Source organism: Pseudarthrobacter sp. AG30 (genome assembly GCF_003116525.1).
Taxonomy (GTDB): Bacteria; Actinomycetota; Actinomycetes; order Actinomycetales; family Micrococcaceae; genus Arthrobacter.
In genome coordinates this window covers 1-18,976 of record NZ_QEHL01000011.1, presented here as the reverse complement: position 1 = coordinate 18,976, position 18,976 = coordinate 1, and the positions used below count along the sequence as shown (strand labels likewise).

Here is an 18,976-nt window from a genome sequence, read left to right as displayed (position 1 = left end):
TGAGGGCCGGTAAGGGGAGCGCCGCCGTCGAGGGAATCTGCAGCATGGCGGGCGTGTATAAACCAGTCTTGAACATCTGCCGGTCGGAGCTGACAATCCTGAAATGGGAGTCAATGAAGAATTGCGGGCACTCGGCCATGTGGTGGACCGGCTCGCCGATAAGTATCCAACGGTCCCGCGGGAGCATATCGAGGAGATCGTTCAGCAGGAACACCGCTCGTTGGATACCGGCAGGGTCCGGGACTACGTGCCGATTCTGGTTGAGCATGCCGCGAAAGACAGGCTGAACCGCTGACAGCGACGGAGCCTATCGCCGAGTGAAAAATTGTGCCCCCGGGAACCCCTGCCATTCAACGGCGGGGGTTCCTTCTTCGCCCGGCCGGACGGCCGCGCCTCGGGGCTTGGGCACCAACCGTGAGGATGCGCTGCGCATCCGCGGGCTGGGCTGCGTTCGGAAACATCCGTCAAGAAACCATCTTCGAGACACCTGCGGGTAACCCTGCGCCGGGATCATTGATATTGGGGGTGCCCTTCGGATGTTGAAAGGACGAACCATGATCGATGAGCCCGCTGTTATCGACTCGTGCCAGGACCTGGTGCCGGGGGACGCGGTTGAGGCGTTCTACAACAGCAACCTCGTGCACCGCGGCCCGGTCACCGACACGGCCCCGGAACTGGGATTGTTCTGGATTCTGGACACCCTCACAGGAGGCCGGCGGCTCCTGGACATGTCCGAACTCGAAATCGTCCGGCTGCCGGCGCGGTACCGGGACGCCTCACCACAATGGCCCGGCCCACATCGCAGGCCATGATGAGCCTCTGAATTTCGTGAGTGAGCCGTAAGCGGTTCAGGGTCAGCGCCACGATGTCGCCGCAGGGAAAGGTGACTTTCCCCCCGACTGTGCATGGCCGCGGTTTATGTTGTGCCCTGCGCCGTTGCTCTGGACGCGTGGAAGGCGTCGGTGAACAGCCGGGCGCGTTCGGAGAGATACTGCTCCAGCGGTACGAAGATCGTTCGTGAGGGTCCGCCTCTGCTGATACTGGCGATGAAGAGTCCGGAGGACTCCTCATCGAGCAGGAGCCGTGGTGGAGGGAACGGCTCTGTGGGGGATTCCTCGCTCCAGCTGCCCTGGACATCCTGCACCCGTCCCAGCCAGACGTAAGGGACGAGTGCGTTGGTCAGTGGTGTCCCTTGGTCCTGACCGGCCAAGGCGAGCCCGCTTTTCCGGTTGATACTGAAATAGACCGCGCCGCGCGGGTGATAGGCAAGCCTGTCCCCATGGCGGATGAACCGCGCGTCGGCGACGGGAAACTCGGCGTCGTGGAATGCGGAAAGTACCCCTGCCCGCTGATACGTGTCCAGGGTCTGTTCGCCGAGGCGGCGAAGGAACGGTGCCAGCTCTTCCAGCCGGCGCTGCACCACAGCAATGTCACGCTCGTGCATGCGGCCGATGTTACGCCGCCTACCGGTACGACGGCGACCCCCAATCCCAGGAGCAGAGAGGACGCCCGTTCCCGCGACCGGGGGCCGCCGTTCCGGCAGGGAAGCGGGGAGGAACGCCACGGCCGGTGACGGGCCCTGGCTGGCCCGGTCTACCTGCACCGTCTTGCCTGAGTCTGCGCGTGAAGCCGCTGGTCAGACGCCCCCGGCAGCTCCCTGTACATTCAAGGGGATGGCAGATCTCCCATACTCCGCACTGCTCACCCGGCGCATCCCCGTAGCAGCCAGGCACCTGCTGCCCCAAACTGCCGGTACCTACGCATGGTGGCTCCCGTCCGACACCAGCGAACCCGCAACGAACCCGGACGGACCCTCGGGCCGGCCACTGTATGTTGGTGCAGCAGCAAACATCGCAGCAGCCGTCACGGCTGACGCGCTGGGCCTCCGGGACAATCCCCTGCGCCTGGGACTGGCCAACCTCATGAGCGAAGACATCGGACTCCGGCCACGCACGGATGCGCCGCGGCGACCCCTGAACCTTGGGGAACGACAACGGCTCGATCACTGGATCAGCATGAATTTGCTGGTCAGCTGGAGCGAGCTTCCCCATCCCGCCTACCACGATGCCCTCGTCCGGGCCCTGGACCCCCAGCTCACACCCTAGATCCCCGCCCGTGCCGGCAGCAGCCACCCCAAGACAACGGACGTAGGGATGGTGCGCCTGACACGGGCTCAGCTGGTTACGGGCCGGTTAGTAACTGCTCGTCAACCCTCGAGGTCGAAGTCGAGGTCCAGATCTTCGGGAGAGCGCAGCTCCCGCCACGTGGAGGTCACCCGGGCAGCCGGGAGGGCAGCGGCGATCGGCATCCGATCCGCAGCCACGAGCTGGCCCAAGGTGAGCCCGGTCAGCGCTGCAATATCCCGGATCGGGGCCTGGAAGGTGCGGAACGGGCCCAACGGGGGAGCCTCATCCATCACTCCAGGGTGGGGAACATCGGGCAGATCAGCCAGCAGTGGCGTCTGGTCCACGACATAACCGGTAGCCGCCAGTTCGCCACGGTAAAGGAACGCGGCGACTTTGAAGAATTTCAGCGGGATCTCCACGCCCCGGTACACCGGGTCGGTGTCCCCGAAAATGGGGCCGGTGAACACAACGATCCTGCGTTTGCTGCCGGCGGCGTTTTCCTGCAGGTAGCTCTCCAGACCCAGCCAGAGTTCCATACCCTGGTTGAATTTGGCTGCCTGCGGCGCCGCGTTCGTGTAATAAAAGGTGTCCTCGTTCGCCTGTGCCGCCTCGGCGGCGGTGTCTCCCCAGACCGCGGAGGCGCGTCGGACCAGGTGCCCCCGATCCAGATCATTGCGCGCGTAGACCCGTTCCCCGGTCTGTTCGAGTTCAGGGATCCGAGGATCCAGCCTCCACGGAATGCCGCCACGGTCCAGGTCCATCAGCTTGGTCCCATCCAGACCCAGGGCCGTGACCGCCGCGAGCCGCTTGTCCGGGCGCAGCAGAACAGAAAAATGGGTATATGGAAGCAGCACGGTCCTCACCCCAGGGAGGCCAGGAACCGGTACCGTCCGCCCCAGGAAGTCCTCGTCGTAGCCAAGACGGCCGCCCAGATCCCGTTCATTCCTGCCCGAAGCCGCGGCTGTCATCAGTTCATCCATTTCCGGACCCTATCAGCGACATATGACACGGCGGCCAACGCCCGTCAACGTAAAGGAATGCTGCGCCTGCTCCACGATGGATCGACGCCCGGTATCTGCTGGTTTCTGAAGCAGAGCAAAATGCCGGCACCTGACCCATGTCACTGGTTTGTGTGCGGCTGGTAGCCTGTTCCGTCGTCCGCCCGCAGGACATGGGAAAGCGGCCCGGCATCCAGTACCGGGCCGCTTTCGTTGGCGATTGCTAGAGAGTCACACGCGTTGCCGTGCCGGAAACGAAGACGGTCTTGCTGATGTACTGCGGTGTGGTCTTGGTGAAAATCCACCAGCCCTTGGTGCACCAGATCGTGCCGACGAACTGGACGTTCCGGCTGCCGTTCAGCAGCTGGACGTTGGCCGAGTTGCCACCCCGGACCGGGACCGCGGTCACCCCGGGGACGGCGCCAAACTGGACTGAGCTGACCCAGCTTCCGGTTGAGCAGTTGCCGTTGCTGAAGCTCACCGTCACGGTGCGGCCGGCTGCCTCGGCGGGGGCAACGGACATGCCTCCGACGAGGATGGCGGTGGCTGCGGCGGTGGCCATTAGCTGTTTGGGTTTTCGAAGCGCGTGGAGGAATTTCACGATATTTCCCCTTCATCAGGCCGGGGGCACCCAGCGTGCCGCCGCGCTTATCCAAACAGGTGATAAATCCTGCTGACAATGCTTTTCGGATGACAATCCGTGTCACAGGCTCTTCAATCACACGGGTGCCATTTCGCCACACCAGTCACGGTTCTGAGAGTCGCCGCACACATCACAACCATGACCAAGAAACATCGACAACGAAACCGCGTCCAACCCGGCGTCACCTCCGGAGGCCAGTTCGCCTACGAGCGTCACTGGTAACCGGACGACGTCACACTGAGCATGCCGTCACCGCTCGAGTCTCTCGCTGCCGGCGTTGCCGGCGCGGCATCGGCACCGCTGTAGGGCGGCATTGATGCACGTAGCTCCTACTGAATCAGAGACACCCGTGTTTCGAGTACTGGCTCCTAGCGGGCTTAGGCGGCGGCAGCACCTGCGTCCGTGATGCCAGCGAGCAGCCACTGTTCTGACAGTGGGTCGCGGCGCAGTTCGAACGTGCGCAGCGCCGAGGTAGAGGTCAGGCGGACCTGGACCTGCCAGTGCTCGACGCTGACCAGGTCACCGCAGCCGACCGGCGCCCGCTTGGCGGTGTTCCACCATTCCGCGCGCGTAAACCAGCGCACCGGCTCGGCGGCCACGGCCCAAATTCGGTTGTCATACCTGACGGCCAGGGGAATGCCCTTCGCTGTAAACCGGACCTGCACCGGGACATCCAGGGGGTTGTCAGTTGTTGTTCTTGCCACGGGTCCGCTCTCCCAAGTTCCTGCTCATCATTTCCTCCCGGCGGGTGACCGCCGAACTCCACACCCAGGTCCGGTACGTGACCGGCCCGTCCTTCCACGTGACCTCAGCTGCCTTCGCTGTCCAGGCAAAGACCTCGCCGTCCACCAGCTCCGCGCAGTTCGGGAACCGGATCCACGCCTTCACCGGAATGCCCGGATACCCGTTCTTGACCGGGAAGTGCTCGAAATCGAGCTCTTCCACGGTCAACCCGATTGGGCCGGCCCGCCGTGCGTACTGCGCCTGCAGCGCGGCCGCAAAACTCTCGGACGACATAGCACAACCTTAGAACATATATTCGAATAGACACGCCAGAGAAAGGCGGCCATGGGGGTGGCCCCCGGCTCCCATCATGAGGGAGAGGTACGACAACGAGGCCCCCGTGTTATACCCAGTGGGGACAGCTTTGAGCTGTCCGGAGGGCTCCACCTGCCCGCCAATGGACATAACCCGGAGGCCAAGAGCCCTGGTCTTGCGCTGCGCTGCGCCCAGGAGATGGTCCTTCGCTTCGCTCCGGCCTGTAAATGCTTGTTTTTCCCTTACATCTGGCTGGGTTGTTCTCCGTACAAGGCCGCTCATCGTAGCCGGCCGGGGGCCCGACCCATCAACCCACGTACACGGACAATCCCACGCGGTCGCCAGGGCTCCCTTATATCGCGGGCTTCCCCGCGCACTCTTCGGGGTTGACGGCCCACCCTCGACCGGCTGCGACAGCGGGGCCTCGCACGGCGGGGCAGGAAGGAGGTGGCTACATGAGCATCGACGAAGCGATCAAGCTCGCGACAGCGGTCGTGAGTCTGATGACAGCTGTCATCGCTCTGCTCTCCACGCGGAACGCGCTCTTAACGAGCAAACGCTCCCGAGCGGCAACTCGGAAGCGTAAGCGTAAAGCAAGGAAGTAGGTGTAGCTACGAACCCGGTGGTCGTAACCGCAAGGCTGCGGCCAGCGGCTCCTTCCCAGACTAAGTCCTGTTCAACGATAAGGAAACCATCATGGAGCCTCTGACCATCATCAATTTCGCGCTCTCCCTGGCGGCACTTGGCGCTTCCATCACCGCCTACCGCGCCACCGCCAAGACCCGGAAGGGCCAGGACTCATAAAACAGGCACAGGCCGGGCGTCCCAAAAGGAAGGCCCGGCCTACTTCCCCTGCTCCGGTTGATCCCCGGCCGTGCCGGAATACGAGTACATAGCCTCAAATAGCTCCTCAATCGACACCTCCACGGCCGACCTGCTTTTGGACAGTTCGTCAACCGCTCTCTGGTACCGGCTGGGATCGCGTGTTTTCCACTCCGGCGGAATATGCAACGAGGCTTTGTAGCCGGCTTCCCGCTCAGCTTTACTTAGTGATTCGAGCCACATGTATTCGTTGATCTTGTCCGTGAAATCAACCACCGCTTGGCTGAATCCTTCCCACTTGGTTCGGAGGTGGGGGTTTTCAAGCTTGCGCGGATCTCTCTCCCACATCCGCCTCCGGTCATCCATTTGCTGAACAAACCACGAGGCTAGGTTGCCGAAATACACCTGCTCGACGAGGTACACATGGAAGTCGTCATGGAGATGCCAGCCGGCCAACCACTCCTTTAGAAGCATCAGGTCTCTATTGTTGCGATGAAGAGTTAACTGCTCACCCTCCCACCGCTTTCGCAAATCGCCTTCTACGGCACGCACTTGGGATTTACTCCAAAAACGGACGATCCAAGGGAGCAAAGCCAGTAACACAGCGAATGCGACCCAACCCCACAATCCGGTAGCTCTCAACAAATCCTGAGTGATCGGAATGAACATACCGATCAGACCGGCGACACCGCCGATAGTCGCTGTCCAGGTCAAAATCTCGCCGACAGGGTTCTTGGTCTCATTGGCCACGACTCGACTTTATCTGCACGTTGTCGTGAGGGTCGCCGCAGGCAACGCACAGGGCAGGCTCGCTGGGCTCGCCCTGGTTTCCGCTGCGCTTCAACCAGTTGATGGGCGTCCGCTGGCGCGGCCGGCTGTTGGGTCCAGGGCGCGCCGTCGCAGAGCTCCGGACCCCCTGAACCTGTGTGTCTACGACGTTTTTGGCTGCTGTCCTTCGGATTGTACGTGCCCGTTCCGGCCCCTCTAGCCCTCCGTTCCTCCGGGGCCTGCGGCCCGGGAAAGTCTTCTCCGGCGCTCCTTCGTCGCTTATTTCCTCCGAAGATTTCCCGGGTCTTGCCCTGCGGGTAGACGGGCCTGCACGTGCACAGCTCCGCAAGCTTCGCCAGCAGCCAAAAACAACGGGGGGAGAGGGGAGCTGGCCGGTCACCTGAGCCGCCCCACCCACCCAACTTCTCGGCAAGAAGGAGCAACACCACATGAGCGCAGTAAGCAAAAAGACCGTAACCCTCGCGGACACGGAGGAAACCATCGACGGCGTGACCGTGCTGAGCGATTACCACATGAACGGCGGCTACGACTGGATGGAACTCATCGAAGAACACGGCTGGGCCGTGCTCTCCAGCTGGGGCTGTGACGGCTGGGACCTGGGCCAGTGGCCCTACGTCATGGTCGCCGTCACCCGCACCGCTGACAGCATCGGCAACCTGTTCGGCATCGCCACCTATTGCGAGGGCGACGTGACGTGCACCTACTACCGGACGAAGGCCCGCCTGTGGGACGCAATCAGTGAACAGGCGTTCTACCACTGGAAGAACGGGCAGGCCCAAGGCCCGGCAGACCTGCCGGAGGCCGCCGCAGAACTGCCCAGCCGCTACCGGATGCCCTACGCGGTGAGGGACGCCGCCTAACCAGCATTGGCAACGGCTGTACTGCCCGGCCGCGATCCGGGCAGTACAGCCCCCACGACTTCAAAGGAGCCAGCACATGAGCAACGACACCACCGCCCTCAAGGGCATCACCGCCCTGGTCTACCGCGACGCCCTGGACACGGACTTCTCGAACCGGGGCATCTCCGCCCGCGTCATGGAAGTAACCGTCATTGGCGAGGGCATCGACCCGGTTTTCGAGGCCACCGAGGAACGGCCCGCCGTCCGGCTCGTCAAAAACGAGCGCTTCCAGCGCGAAACCGTGATCCACGCCGAGCCGGTCACACCGGAAGGCGAACCCGCACCGTGGTACATGTTCGGCGGCACGTTCATATTCAGCAGTGACTCACGGTTCCGCCGTGCAGCCGGACACTACGGAGCCGTCCCGCTGCATGACCGCCGCGAATAGGCCCGGGGGTGGCCGGTCTTTGGGGGCCGGTCACCGCGGGCGGTCCGCCGTCGTGGGCGGCCTTTGTTGGTGGTCGCCGGCGGCGGACCGCCAATCCCGCAGTAACCAGGTGCGCGGTTGGCGGCCGCCGGCGGCAAGCCGAGGGCTTGTGGTGCCGCTGGGATATCCCCTGGCCGGCTGAAGGGCAGGCTCGCGGGGCTCGCCCTGGTTTCCGCTGCGCTTCAACCAGTTGATGGGCGGCCGCTGGCGCGGCCGGCTGTTGGGTCCAGGGCGCGCCGTCGCAGAGCTCCGGACCCCCTGGCCCTGCTTTGTCTACGACGTTTTTGGCTGCTGTCCTTCGGATTGTACGTGCCCGTTCCGGCCCCTCTAGCCCCTTCGTTCCTCCGGGGCCTGCGGCCCGGGAAAGTCTTCTCCGGCGCTCCTTCGTCGCTTATTTCCTTCGAAGATTTCCCGGGTCTTGCCCTGCGGGTAGACGGGCCTGCACGTGCACAGCTCCGCAAGCTTCGCCAGCAGCCAAAAACAACGGGGGGAGAGGGGAGCTGGCCGGTCACCTGAGCCGCCCCACCCACCCAACTTCTCGGCAAGAAGGAGCAACACCATGAACGACTTCATCAAATTCACCGGCCCGGCCGACATCCTGGCCTTCATCCCGCACACGCTGGGCGAGACTCCCACGGAGTCCTTCGTCGCCATGACCATGCAGGGCAACAAGCTCGGCGCGACCCTGCGCCTGGATGCCCCCTTCGGGCAGGACCCGGTTGGTTACGCCCAGACCATCGTCAGCTACCTGACCGCCGACGAAGCCGCCACCGGCAGCCTGCTGGTCATCTACACCGACGAGACCACCACCGACGGCGGCCGCCCCTACGCCGGGCACGTGGAGGCACTGCGCAGTGAACTGGAAACCGCAGAAATGCCGCTGCAGGACGCATGGCTGGTGACCTCCGAACTGTGGCGGAACTACCACTGCACAGACAGCACCTGCTGCCCTGCCCAGTCGCTGGACGCCATCACCACGAGCAACGGCAACGCCGCCCTGATCTACCGGGGGAGCGCCGTCACCGGATTTACCGCCCCCGCCCCCTTTACCGGAGACGAGACGGCACGCGAGGCTATCGCGGCGCACAAGCCCGACGGCTGGCCCGAAGACCTCGAAGCAAGCCGCGCAGTATGGGCCAAGGTGCTGGACGACCCCAAGAGCCTGACCACCCACACCGCGCACCAGCTGGCAGGAGCGCTGCAGCACCCCACCATCCGGGACTACATGATGAGTGACATCGTCCCCCACGCCCCGGAGCAGTTCACCTCCATCATGCTCGGTGTGTTCCTGAGCCGACCGGACTGGGCCCGCGTGGACACCGCCCAGGAAGTCGCCTTCGAGCTGATGAAAGCCACCCCGGAAGGCCAGCGCGCCCCGATGCTGTGCCTGATCGGCTGGCTGGAATGGCTCAAAGGACGGTCCAGCTTCGCCGCCCGGTACTTGAAGCTCGCACTCGATGACGTCGCCGGATACCGGCTGGCCGAGCTGCTGGGCGAACTGGTCAACCGTGGCCTCGTCGCGGACTGTACCCGGGACCCGAAAAAGGCCTATGACCGCCGCCTGAAGCGCTAACTTCAACGAGGGCCGGAATCCACTGCCAAGAGGGGTCCGGCCCTCATCGTTGGAGCGTCCCCCGGGTGCGCGGCGGCCTCCCCCGCTGCGCTCCGCCGGCCGCGTGAACGCTGCGCGGGCGGCGCGACTTCCAGCCCGCGCGCAGGAACTGCCGATACTGTGAAAGGGAGCCTCATCCCCGCACAGCCAAGGAGTCCCGAGCGTGGCAGATCAATTCCGTATGACCGAGGACGATACCGTTGCCCCGGACGCGAGTCCCCTTGAAGACATCCTGGAACTGGCCCTGCTCACAGCAGGCCCGGCCACCGGCCCCGTGGACCGGCCCAGGAAGAACCAGCGACACTACGAGCTGTAACCGCAAGCAGCACCGACGCTGCACCCAAAAGTTTCCTTTTGCCGAGGAAAACCCACGAAGGGCCGGCACATTCAACGTGCCGGCCCTTCGTCATGTCCGGCGCGCAAGCATCCACAGGGTTACGGCCGCGAGGCCGTTGAGGAAAACGATAAAGAGGTCACCGGCTGCCGGCCGGCCGACAGCCAGATCCACGACTACCAGCACCACGGATCCGAACGCGGCGACGGTGAACACCACAGCCAGGACACGCCAGGTCCTCGGTGACATCCATGCGCTGGCGCGCCTGGTTTCACCGTTGTGGCCAGGGCGTGGAGCCGGATCGCTCATGCCCTAACCCTACTCAGGGGCAAGGGCAGGCTCGCGGGGCTCGCCCTGGTTTCCGCTGCGCTTCAACCAGTTTGTTGGGCGTCCGCTGGCGCGGCCGGCTGTTGGGTTCAGGGCGCGCCGTCGCAGAGCTCCGGACCCCCTGGCCCTGCTTTGTCTACGACGTTTTTGGCTGCTGTCCTTCGGATTGTACGTGCCCGTTCCGGCCCCTCTAGCCCCTTCGTTCCTCCGGGGCCTGCGGCCCGGGAAAGTCTTCTCCGGCGCTCCTTCGTCGCTTATTTCCTTCGAAGATTTCCCGGGTCTTGCCCTGCGGGTAGACGGGCCTGCACGTGCACAGCTCCGCAAGCTTCGCCAGCAGCCAAAAACAACGGGGGGAGAGGGGAGCTGGCCGGTCACCATTGGTCGCCCCACCCACCCAACTTCTCGGCAAGAAGGAGCAACACCACATGAATGCAACACCCACGCTTGAAATGCTCGACCCGGCAACCCTGACGGTGGACATCAACGTCCGAAAGGACGCCGCCCTGACCGCTGACTTTGTGGCCAGCATCAACGAACACGGCGTGATGGAACCCGTGATCGCCCACCGCAAGGACGACGGAACCGTGCACGTTCTGATGGGCCAGCGCCGCACCCGCGCCGCCGTCGAAGCCGCCCGGCCCCTGATTCCGGTCATGATCATCGAGTCCCCCGAGGAAGCCGAACGCATCGTGACGCAGGTGGTGGAGAACATCCAGCGCGCCGAACTCACCGAAGCCGACGAGGCGGACGCCTACCACCAGCTGTCCCTGATCGGTGTCTCCGCCGCCGCGATCGCCAAGAAGACCGGGCGGACCAAGACCACCGTCGAGAGTGCCCTCAAAGCCAAGTCCACCGAGACGGGAGCCGCCGCCCTGGGCAAGGGATACACCATCGAAGAAGCCCTGGTTCTGGCCGAGTTTGAGGCGGACGAGGACGCGACGGCCGAACTGGAATCGGTCATCATGGACGAACCCGACATGCTCCTGCACGTCACCCAGCAGCTGCGCGACAAGCGCGACCGCGCCGCCGCGCTGGCCGCACTCACCGCCGAGCTGGAAGCCGCCGGAACCATCGTGGTTCCCGAATGCGGGTACGGGGAGGACAGCGAAACCCTCCGCGTCACGTCCCTGAAAAGGGCAGATGGGGAACCGGCCACCGACGAGGACGGCAACGCCGTCTACATCGAGACCGGCTACCGCGGCGAGCACTCCGCCGTCCCCGTCGTGACCGGCTGGAAAGACCTTGGCTTCACGCTCCGCTACTACGGCGGCTACGGCACCTCTTCGGCCCCGAAAGGCCCCATGACCGAGGAACAGAAGGCCGAACGGAAGACCCTGATCGAGAACAACAAGCTGATGCTGTCCGCTACAACCGTCCGCCGCGAATGGGTCAAAAACCTGCTGGCAAAGAAGCAGGCACCCAAGGGCTGGCAGTACTTCACCGCACACGCGATCACCCACCACCCAGAAACCGCCAGCGGCTACGAGGGCAAGGTGGCCGCCGAAATGGCCGGATTGAAGATCGAAGAATCCAACCAGTGGGCGTGGAACCCGCTGCGGGACCACGTCGCCAAAACGACCGCACGGCCGGAGGTCGCACTGATTGCCCTGATCTGCGCCGGGTACGAAAAGACCATCCAGAAAGACGCGTGGCGCTCACCGAGCCAAACCCACCGGGACTACCTGAACCAGCTGGTCCTCTGGGGATACACCGCAAGCGAGGTTGAGCAGATCATCATCGACAGCGGCGACAAGACCGAGACAGCCGGATAGACCACGGCTTCTGTGCCGGGCGGCGGATCCCAAACCCCGCCCGGCACAGGCCCCAACCCAATCGCCGCAGGAAGGCCAGGAACCTTCCAGAAGTCGGGCGGTCCGCCGCCCAGTGCGAACCACAGCAGCCACTCACCAGCGACGGACCGCCGATTAACGCACCCCACGTCCGCGCCCACCAGGTGCCGCGCCCCCAGGGAACAACGACGCTCCCAGCGGCTGCAGCACTCGAAGAAGAACATTCAGCTAAGCTGAATCCATAAGTTTCCTTTGCCGAGGAGAACGCAGAATGGCCGGCCTAACCGCCGGCCATTCTTGTGTCTCCAGACAAACCGCAACGCAAAGGCGTCACTCGGCAATCAGCCAGGGACGTTCCGCGGATCGTGGCCGTAGCTGTTCTTCTCAGCGATCTGGCCGTCCTGGTTCTTGATGACGTGCTCCACCTTGTCAGCCTGGGCCGCTTCCCGGCCCGCAGCCACCGCTTCTTCCTTGGTGCCGTAGCCGGCCCCAAACGCGCGGTCAGCGCCTTCGCGCTTGTTCTTCCACTGGCCGTCTTCGTAATACGTCTCGATATCGCCCTGGGCCACTGCATACTCCCTCTGCCGTTCGGATACTGGCACCCGCTGCGCAAGTGCGGATAGCGAAAAACCCCGCAAAACGTTCGTCGTGCGGGGCCTTCCTGGCAGCTTCTCCGCCTGATGGGGGACAGGCGGAGAAGCTGACACCAAACTAATAGAAAGCATGCTTAGTTTTCAAGGTGGGCTGGTTTCGGTCGCCCGCCCCGCCGGGCCCGGCCTTCGCGCCATCCCGGCAACTCCGCGTCCAGCCGCGCCTGCCTGGCGGGGGTCAATGTGCCTTGGCGGGAGGTGATTCTTTGTCCGTGGAGCCACACGCCAAGTACCCGCTCCTGCTCGGTGCCGGCCTTTTTGTGCAGGGGCCAGTCGTTGCCCTCGGCCCGGTAGGCGGTGAGTTCGGCCAGGCGCCGATTCCACAGGTCTTCGCGGTGTTCCTTCTGCCGGCGTGGCGCGTCCCAGCCGGGAATTTCGGCAAGTCGGTCTTTGACAGTGGGGGAGAGGGTGCCATTCGCGGAGTCTTGACGTTTGCGCCCGAGCCAGCTGCTAAGGGCCCGTTCCCGTGCGGACTTCGCCCGGGAGCTGGGCAGCCGGCGCTCCGCCCGGTACAGGGCGATAACGTCCTCCAGGTTTTTCAGGCTGCGGCCGTCCAGCCTGGCCGGAAGGGGCGAGGCTGCCCGGCGATGCTCGGCCCGGATGGACGGGTTGTCGTTCGCTGCGATGTGCAGGTGATACCGGACCGTGGATCCCGCGGCATCTGATAACGAGGCGATCCTGGACGCGGGCAGACCCCTCCGATACATCTGCACCCACTCCGGATTCGGAGCAGCACGCCGCGCACCACCCATACTCCACACCCCCCGTCCCGCGCCAGCCCGCCAATCTTTGGACGGTACCTCACTGCAGGCTACACACTGCCGGGCATCCTGCCCGGCCGGGAACCTTTCCCATGGTCCACCACCGACACCACCGGCACACCCATGCCAGGACAGCCACTTCTTTCAGCCGGGACGACACCTCTTCACATCGCCCATCACCCAAGGACCCTCATGGCACCACAGCCGGCACAAACCTTATACGGCGCATGGTGGCTTCCGCCGGGGGAACCTGCGGGGATGACCACAGTCGCCAGCGGCGTTACCCTTGTCGTTTTCACAGGTTGACTGCACAAGCGCCAACAAAATTCCGGGTTTGTGCAGATGGGTAGGGATATCGAAATGTCAGAAGTGCCCTGCACGAAACTGCATTCTGCTCAATAGTCCTCTACGCCAACAGTCATCTTTCGGAAGCCGCCTGCACCAATCCGCAGGAACTACTTCTTTGGCGCCTTGGACGCTCCTGTTGCCGGGACCCATCGGTAGAGAATGGGTACGGAGAGTCCCAGGGTGCCGGCGAATTCCCGCGGGTCTGTGCTGGGCTATTGACTGTCTCGATCTCTCGAGGGTATGACTTTGGGGAGTCATCGGCTTGGGGAAGCTGCTGTACGCCATATCGACCCTCCAGCAAATTGTGGTCTCGCACGAAAGGTGCAGCCATGTTTGCGTTCCAGAGAGGCGCGCGTTCCCTCGTTGCCCGCGCTAAATATTCCTCCATCACGTCGAACGGCAGGAACCATCACGCTGGAAGGTCCCAAAGCGGATGTCGCTTTGGTTCGGTTTTTTTGGTTGTTTTGTGGCTCGTTGCGCTTATCGCACCCCCGGCTTCCTTCGCTGCAGATCCTTCTGCGGTGTCGACTGCCACCGTTCCAACCGTAGGTACCGCTTGCCCTTCTGTGGTATTCATTGGAGCCCGCGGTTCCGGGGAAAGGGATGCCTATAACGTCAAGGACGCCGCGGGTAAGACAATTAGAAAAGACTCAGGTTTGGGGCCGGAGCTCGATGCGGTGTACGACCAGATGTCTGGGTATTTGACGGCAAGAAACGTGTCTGTGAAGTCACTTTTTGTCGTGTACCCAGCGTCCAACGTGAATGTCCTCTTTCTTTCAAAGAAAGAACAAACAGTCCTCGCAGCGCTCCTGCTGACGGGACCAAGCGCCGGGTTGGCAGTCTTCGCGGCTTCCTATGTGGTGAATCATGTGAATGTTTACCTGGCAAGCATTGATGAGGGCGTCAAATCTGCCACTGACGAACTTACGACAGAAGCGGCGCAGTGCCCCAATGCACGGTTTGTTTTAGGTGGATACTCGCAGGGCGCGTTGGTCATGCATGAGCTCCTTCTTCGTCTGAGCGATAAGAACGATGCGTCAAGCCAAGGCCTCCTCGGGCGTATCACCGCGACCGTTTTGATCGCTGATCCAGGAAGGAAGAGCAACACGGCGGCCATGCATTACGGAACTGCTGACCCGGGGGCCCAAGGCATCAAGAGCTTTTTTACCGTTGGCGAACGGGATGTACCAACACCGTCGAGCACGTACGACGTTTGCAACTTAGGAGATATGGTCTGCGACTTCTCATGGGCTACCATCGTCGACAAAACCAGTACCACTGCTGGCTTCAACGTGCACACGCTGAGCTATCAAAAAAACCCCATGGGCGTCGGCTCCACGATCGCTGCAACGTTGATGCAGCAGCTTTCCGGAGCAACGGTTCTAACCGGTGTCCGGAAAATTACAGCCGATTCCGGCTCAGCATATGCTTTGAAGGAAGATGGGACCGTCTGGTCCTGGGGATATAACGACGAAGGCCAGCTTGGAATTGGCACCACGGACCCATCCGCGGTTCCCGTCCAGGTCACAGGATTGACCAATGTAATCAATGTCTCAGCCGACAACTCGGTTTATGCCGTGCGGAGCGATGGCACAGTGTGGTCCTGGGGCGGCACTAACACCTTCGGTCAGCTCGGAAACGGTACGCCCTTTATCGGCTCCTTCGTGCCCGCACAGATAAAAGGCCTGACCGGCGTCCGAAGCATAGCTGTCGGACGTTTCGGGTATTCGATATGTGCATTGAAGACCGACGGGACAGTCTGGTGCTGGGGTCACAACGACCACGGACAACTCGGTAATGGTGCCAACGTTGATTCGCCAGCTCCAGTCCAGGTCGTAGGCCTGACAGGCGTGGAGTCGATCACAGCCGGCAACGGTTCAGTTGACGCCCTGAAAGCCGACGGGACTGTTTGGTCTTGGGGCCAGAATGACCATGGTCAGCTTGGGAACGGGGGGACCACTGACTCTGCCTCTCCCGTCCAGGTCGCGGGACTAGCTGGCGTCCAGTCCATCACAGCCGGCGACGGCTCGGCGTATGCCATAACGGCCGACCGCACCCTGTGGTCGTGGGGTATCAACACAGTCGGTCAGCTCGGGAACGGCGGAACCATAGACTCCGCCGTGCCCGTACAGGTGGCAGCCCTCAGTGGAGTTCAGAATGTTGTAGTAGAACTTTCCCCCGATCCTGGAAACTATTCTGCATATGCGCTCAAGACCGACGGGACGGTCTGGTCTTGGGGGGCCAATAATGTTGGCCAACTAGGCAACGGCAACAGCATCAACTCAGCTTTGCCTGTTCAAGTCACGGGACTTGCGGGCGTGCGGAGCGTCTCAGCTGCCGCCTGGTCTGTGCATGCGCTTAAGGCCGACGGAACCGTTTGGTCGTGGGGCTACAACAACCACGGTCAGCTCGGGAACGGCACCACCACAGACTCCGTTGTAACTACCGGCTCGGCCGTGCCAGTCCAAGCCATAGGACTCACGGGCGTCCAAAGCGTTGCTGTCGGCGGCTGGTCAGCATATGCACTCACGGCCGGTGGGACGGCGTGGTCATGGGGCTCCAATCCCGTCGGTCAGCTTGGAAACGGCACCACGACTGACCGCACTGTCCCGACCCAAGTGAAATAAGAATAAAAGAGTGGAATGGACCGGTTCTCTATTTACCCGCCCTCCTGTAATCCTTCGTTTGTGAGAGCGGTCCGCCCTGCCGCCGTATGATCGTCGCCCTCAGCAAGGGGCTTTGTGGCCGATGATTCGTTCAGTATTGGGTGCCATTCTTTGAATACTTGGCTTCAACGGCAGCCGCATTGTTGGGTCTGGCATACGTGGCGATACAACTCAACCATGAACACTGGCGGCGTCACTGTCTCTACCTCGCCGAGGCGCGAGCAGCTCTGACAGAACTCGCGGTGACCTTGTTTCTTTGTATTGATTGTTCTGATGCAGATCCGCACTTTAGTACAGGGATATGTCGAGCAGCCCTAGGTCAGAAGTCATATGCGCAGATTCGCAACCGTGTGGTCTTCTGTGCAGTCAGCTTCTGAGATCGATAACCTTCCTTCCACTCGAAGCATCAGGCGCAGGGTCACCTGCACTCATTTCTGGAGGAAGAGGTAACCCGAAAACCCCTAAAATACGCGGAAAGATCCTATTCATTGAGTTGAATGATTGGTAGAATTGAGGTAGCAAGTCAGCCAGACGAACGAAACTCATGTGATACGAAACCAGGTGCTGAAAATGACTGCAACACCGACCGCTTACACGGTCTACACCAAGCCCGAGTGCGCGAACTGTGAGAAGACGAAGGACTACTTCGACTCCAAGGGCATCACGTACACGGCCGTGGACATCACCGATGTCCCGGCAGCGCTGGAGTACATCACTGCCGAACTCGGCTACTCCCAGGCTCCCGTCGTCGTGAACAACGCCGATGACCAGGACCACTGGTCCGGCCTGCGCCGCGACAAGCTCGTCCAAGCAGCCATGAGTCACAAGGCGGCGTGAGGACGATGGCCACCCTGCGCCCGGTCGTCGGGTACAAACTCAGCCCACGGATCCCGTTGGAGGTGGACCTGTTCCGGCAGGTCAACCCGAGCGGCCGGATTCCCTCCGACGTTGTGGACCCTTATGTTGTAGAACCCGCCATTGTGGAACCCTTCGCTGAGGACCTGTACGACGGTTACTCCGTCCCGGACAGGGGAGGGGATGACCGGTACCTTCAGACGATCAACCGGGCCCCGCTCGGGGACGGCGGTCTCTGGGACGCGCACACTGCGAACCAGTTCCAACCCAACGACCTCACCCACGACGAACCGTGTGGGACCGAACTCCAGAATGAACCGACAACAACCATCGAGAGCATCACCAGCGCACGAGGAAAAGGAACCATCATGGCCGGCGAAACCACCATTACTGTCATTGGAAACCTGACATCGGACCCAGAGTTGCGCTTCACCCCGAGTGGGTCGGCCGTCGCGAATTTCACCATCGCGTCGACGCCCAGGACGTTCGACCGTCAGTCCAATGAGTGGAAGGACGGGGAGACGCTGTTCCTCCGGGCCGGTGTGTGGCGGGAAGCGGCGGAGAACGTGGCCGAGTCCTTGACCAAGGGCATGCGCGTGATCGTGACCGGCCGGCTGAAGTCCCGTTCCTACGAAACGAAGGAAGGGGAGAAGCGCACCGTGATCGAGCTCGAAGTGGACGAGGTCGGTCCCTCACTTCGGTACGCGATTGCCAAGGTCAACCGCGCACAGCGCAGCAGCGGCCAGGCTGGTGGAGGTTTCGGGAGCCAGGGGAACGGTGCCGGGGGAGCGCAGTCGGCGCCCCAGGATGACCCCTGGGCCGTACCGGCGAACAGCAACGCCGCCGGCGGTTGGGGCAACGGACCCGACTCCGAACCCCCGTTCTAGGCAGCACACCTGTCGGGGTCAGCAGATACGCTGGCCCCGACAGGCACCGCACCATCAAAACCATGAGTAAAAAGGAACACCCAATGTCGCATGCAGATGACCTCCGTGCCTGGGCGCGAGGGATGTACACCACCGAGGCGGCAACGGAGCTGCTGCTCAGGGCCTTCGGGGGGAAGTTCGCTGAGCCGGGCAACCCATGGATCCATACGAGCACCGAGCCGGAAGGACCTAACCAGGTCAGCGCGTGGATTGACTTTGCGTCCATACCGGAAGAGGTCGGTCCGCTCTCTGGCGGTGAGGGCCGCTTCCTCATGCTGGCCGCGTCCCTTGCCGAGGATGTCCCGGTGGTTTTGGGTGACGTTGTGCCGGGGCTGGACCGGGAGAACCTGGATCTGGTCCTGGCCGCTATCGCTCACGCCGGCGGCAGCCACCAGCACTCCGATATCCGATTCAATGAGGACGGCTCGATAACGCGCGGAAAGGGCTACCTGGATAGCCTGCACCCGTGGCCGCGGACGCTGCGTGCCGTCTAACCAGGGCCGTTGCTGATGGCAAAGCAGAAGCGGATTCCGGCGTTCACGCCGTACTACACCGAGGACCAAGCCGGACAGGTCCGGGCGGCATTCAAGGCCGCCGGGCTGCAGGAAGGCGACGCCAGTGTGTCGGACCTGATCGTCCGGGCAACGATGCGTGAAGTGAAGCGCCTGCAGCGCAAGTACAACGGCGGCAAGCCGTGGCCTCCGGTGCCGGCCGGCGAGCTGCGGCGAGGGCAGAGAACAATGGATGAGATGCAGCACCGAAACGAGGACACGTAGCGATGGGCCATCGGACCGAAGACACGAACCAGACCGGCGCACGGACGTCAACGCCGTTCCCGAGGATGCTGACGATGGACGACGTCCAGGAGATCCTCAACCTTGGCAAACCGATGGTCTACGCGCTGCTGAGAAGCGGCGAAATTAAGGCCGCGCAATTCGGGCCCAGGGGTTATCTTGCCCAGTCAC

General features: G+C 62.8%; 24 protein-coding genes. 15 read left to right on the top strand and 9 right to left on the bottom strand.

Translation table 11 applies throughout. The annotated features are described in order from the left end of the window. Positions 1-103: 103 nt before the first annotated feature. A complete protein-coding gene (locus DC347_RS10720; RefSeq protein WP_109045410.1) occupies positions 104-295 on the top strand; it encodes a three-helix bundle dimerization domain-containing protein in 192 nt (63 codons plus the stop codon). Between the two features lie 259 nt (positions 296-554). Further along, positions 555-812 (top strand): hypothetical protein, encoded by a 258-nt coding sequence (locus DC347_RS10715; protein ID WP_206073916.1) that lies wholly within the window; start codon positions 555-557, stop codon positions 810-812. Positions 813-916: 104 nt separating this feature from the next. Here DC347_RS10715 and DC347_RS10710 read toward each other — a convergent pair whose 3' ends face one another. Continuing rightward, the gene (locus tag DC347_RS10710) at positions 917-1,444 is read right to left on the bottom strand and encodes a hypothetical protein (protein WP_109045409.1); all 528 of its coding nucleotides are present in this window, start codon (positions 1,442-1,444) and stop codon (positions 917-919) included. A gap of 229 nt (positions 1,445-1,673) precedes the next feature. On the opposite strand from DC347_RS10710, the gene DC347_RS10705 reads away from it, so the two are divergent. Further along, a complete protein-coding gene (locus tag DC347_RS10705; protein WP_109045408.1) occupies positions 1,674-2,105 on the top strand; it encodes a hypothetical protein in 432 nt (143 codons plus the stop codon). Between the two features lie 101 nt (positions 2,106-2,206). On the opposite strand, the gene DC347_RS10700 is transcribed toward DC347_RS10705, so the two are convergent. From DC347_RS10700 to DC347_RS10685, 4 genes are all read right to left on the bottom strand, one after another. After that, a complete protein-coding gene (locus tag DC347_RS10700; RefSeq protein ID WP_240617762.1) occupies positions 2,207-3,106 on the bottom strand; it encodes a DNA/RNA non-specific endonuclease in 900 nt (299 codons plus the stop codon). A 241-nt stretch (positions 3,107-3,347) separates the two neighbouring features. Continuing rightward, positions 3,348-3,725: a hypothetical protein gene (locus DC347_RS10695; protein ID WP_133247084.1), complete on the bottom strand. Its 378-nt coding sequence runs from the start codon at positions 3,723-3,725 to the stop codon at positions 3,348-3,350. Positions 3,726-4,144: 419 nt separating this feature from the next. Then, positions 4,145-4,471, bottom strand: coding sequence for a hypothetical protein (locus tag DC347_RS10690; protein ID WP_240617761.1), 327 nt, complete (start codon positions 4,469-4,471; stop codon positions 4,145-4,147). After that, positions 4,452-4,784: a hypothetical protein gene (locus tag DC347_RS10685; protein WP_109045405.1), complete on the bottom strand. Its 333-nt coding sequence runs from the start codon at positions 4,782-4,784 to the stop codon at positions 4,452-4,454. Before DC347_RS10685 ends, DC347_RS10690 begins: the two co-directional genes overlap by 20 nt. Positions 4,785-5,260: 476 nt before the next feature. Here DC347_RS10685 and DC347_RS21680 point away from each other — a divergent pair, with 476 nt between their 5' ends. Further along, a complete protein-coding gene (locus tag DC347_RS21680) occupies positions 5,261-5,410 on the top strand; it encodes a hypothetical protein (RefSeq protein WP_165838024.1) in 150 nt (49 codons plus the stop codon). A gap of 238 nt (positions 5,411-5,648) precedes the next feature. Here the strand turns inward: DC347_RS21680 and DC347_RS10680 are convergent, their stop codons facing one another. After that, on the bottom strand, positions 5,649-6,377 hold the full coding sequence (locus DC347_RS10680; protein ID WP_109045404.1) for a hypothetical protein: 729 nt from the start codon (positions 6,375-6,377) through the stop codon (positions 5,649-5,651). 467 nt (positions 6,378-6,844) lie between these two features. On the opposite strand from DC347_RS10680, the gene DC347_RS10675 reads away from it, so the two are divergent. The 4 genes from DC347_RS10675 (at position 6,845) to DC347_RS21675 (ending at position 9,670) form a co-directional block, all read left to right on the top strand. After that, a complete protein-coding gene (locus tag DC347_RS10675) occupies positions 6,845-7,276 on the top strand; it encodes a hypothetical protein (RefSeq protein ID WP_109045403.1) in 432 nt (143 codons plus the stop codon). 76 nt (positions 7,277-7,352) lie between these two features. Continuing rightward, on the top strand, positions 7,353-7,703 hold the full coding sequence (locus DC347_RS10670) for a hypothetical protein (protein ID WP_109045402.1): 351 nt from the start codon (positions 7,353-7,355) through the stop codon (positions 7,701-7,703). Positions 7,704-8,301: 598 nt separating this feature from the next. Further along, on the top strand, positions 8,302-9,315 hold the full coding sequence (locus tag DC347_RS10665) for a DUF4192 domain-containing protein (protein WP_109045401.1): 1,014 nt from the start codon (positions 8,302-8,304) through the stop codon (positions 9,313-9,315). Positions 9,316-9,517: 202 nt separating this feature from the next. Then, positions 9,518-9,670, top strand: a complete 153-nt coding sequence (locus DC347_RS21675) for a hypothetical protein (protein WP_165838023.1) — start codon at positions 9,518-9,520, stop codon at positions 9,668-9,670. Positions 9,671-9,760: 90 nt separating this feature from the next. Here the strand turns inward: DC347_RS21675 and DC347_RS10660 are convergent, their stop codons facing one another. Next, positions 9,761-9,997 carry a hypothetical protein gene (locus tag DC347_RS10660; protein WP_109045400.1) on the bottom strand — a complete coding sequence of 79 codons (237 nt, stop codon included), beginning with the start codon at positions 9,995-9,997 and terminating at the stop codon, positions 9,761-9,763. Positions 9,998-10,440: 443 nt separating this feature from the next. Here DC347_RS10660 and DC347_RS10655 point away from each other — a divergent pair, with 443 nt between their 5' ends. Next, positions 10,441-11,787, top strand: coding sequence for a ParB/RepB/Spo0J family partition protein (locus DC347_RS10655; RefSeq protein WP_109045399.1), 1,347 nt, complete (start codon positions 10,441-10,443; stop codon positions 11,785-11,787). A 359-nt stretch (positions 11,788-12,146) separates the two neighbouring features. On the opposite strand, the gene DC347_RS10650 is transcribed toward DC347_RS10655, so the two are convergent. Continuing rightward, positions 12,147-12,374, bottom strand: a complete 228-nt coding sequence (locus DC347_RS10650) for a DUF2188 domain-containing protein (RefSeq protein ID WP_109045398.1) — start codon at positions 12,372-12,374, stop codon at positions 12,147-12,149. A gap of 158 nt (positions 12,375-12,532) precedes the next feature. Then, positions 12,533-13,162 carry a helicase associated domain-containing protein gene (locus tag DC347_RS10645; RefSeq protein ID WP_240617760.1) on the bottom strand — a complete coding sequence of 210 codons (630 nt, stop codon included), beginning with the start codon at positions 13,160-13,162 and terminating at the stop codon, positions 12,533-12,535. Positions 13,163-13,893: 731 nt separating this feature from the next. On the opposite strand from DC347_RS10645, the gene DC347_RS10640 reads away from it, so the two are divergent. The 6 genes from DC347_RS10640 to DC347_RS22170 form a co-directional block, all read left to right on the top strand. After that, the gene (locus DC347_RS10640) at positions 13,894-16,191 is read left to right on the top strand and encodes a cutinase family protein (protein ID WP_109045396.1); all 2,298 of its coding nucleotides are present in this window, start codon (positions 13,894-13,896) and stop codon (positions 16,189-16,191) included. 609 nt (positions 16,192-16,800) lie between these two features. Continuing rightward, the gene (locus DC347_RS10635; RefSeq protein WP_109045395.1) at positions 16,801-17,067 is read left to right on the top strand and encodes a glutaredoxin family protein; all 267 of its coding nucleotides are present in this window, start codon (positions 16,801-16,803) and stop codon (positions 17,065-17,067) included. Positions 17,068-17,072: 5 nt separating this feature from the next. Then, a complete protein-coding gene (locus DC347_RS21935; RefSeq protein ID WP_240617759.1) occupies positions 17,073-17,972 on the top strand; it encodes a single-stranded DNA-binding protein in 900 nt (299 codons plus the stop codon). An 83-nt stretch (positions 17,973-18,055) separates the two neighbouring features. Next, a complete protein-coding gene (locus DC347_RS10625; protein WP_109045394.1) occupies positions 18,056-18,505 on the top strand; it encodes a hypothetical protein in 450 nt (149 codons plus the stop codon). A gap of 15 nt (positions 18,506-18,520) precedes the next feature. Then, positions 18,521-18,787, top strand: coding sequence for a hypothetical protein (locus tag DC347_RS10620; RefSeq protein WP_109045393.1), 267 nt, complete (start codon positions 18,521-18,523; stop codon positions 18,785-18,787). Positions 18,788-18,789: 2 nt separating this feature from the next. Further along, the coding region (locus DC347_RS22170) for a helix-turn-helix domain-containing protein (protein WP_133247083.1) at positions 18,790-18,976 on the top strand (187 nt) is incomplete at its 3' end.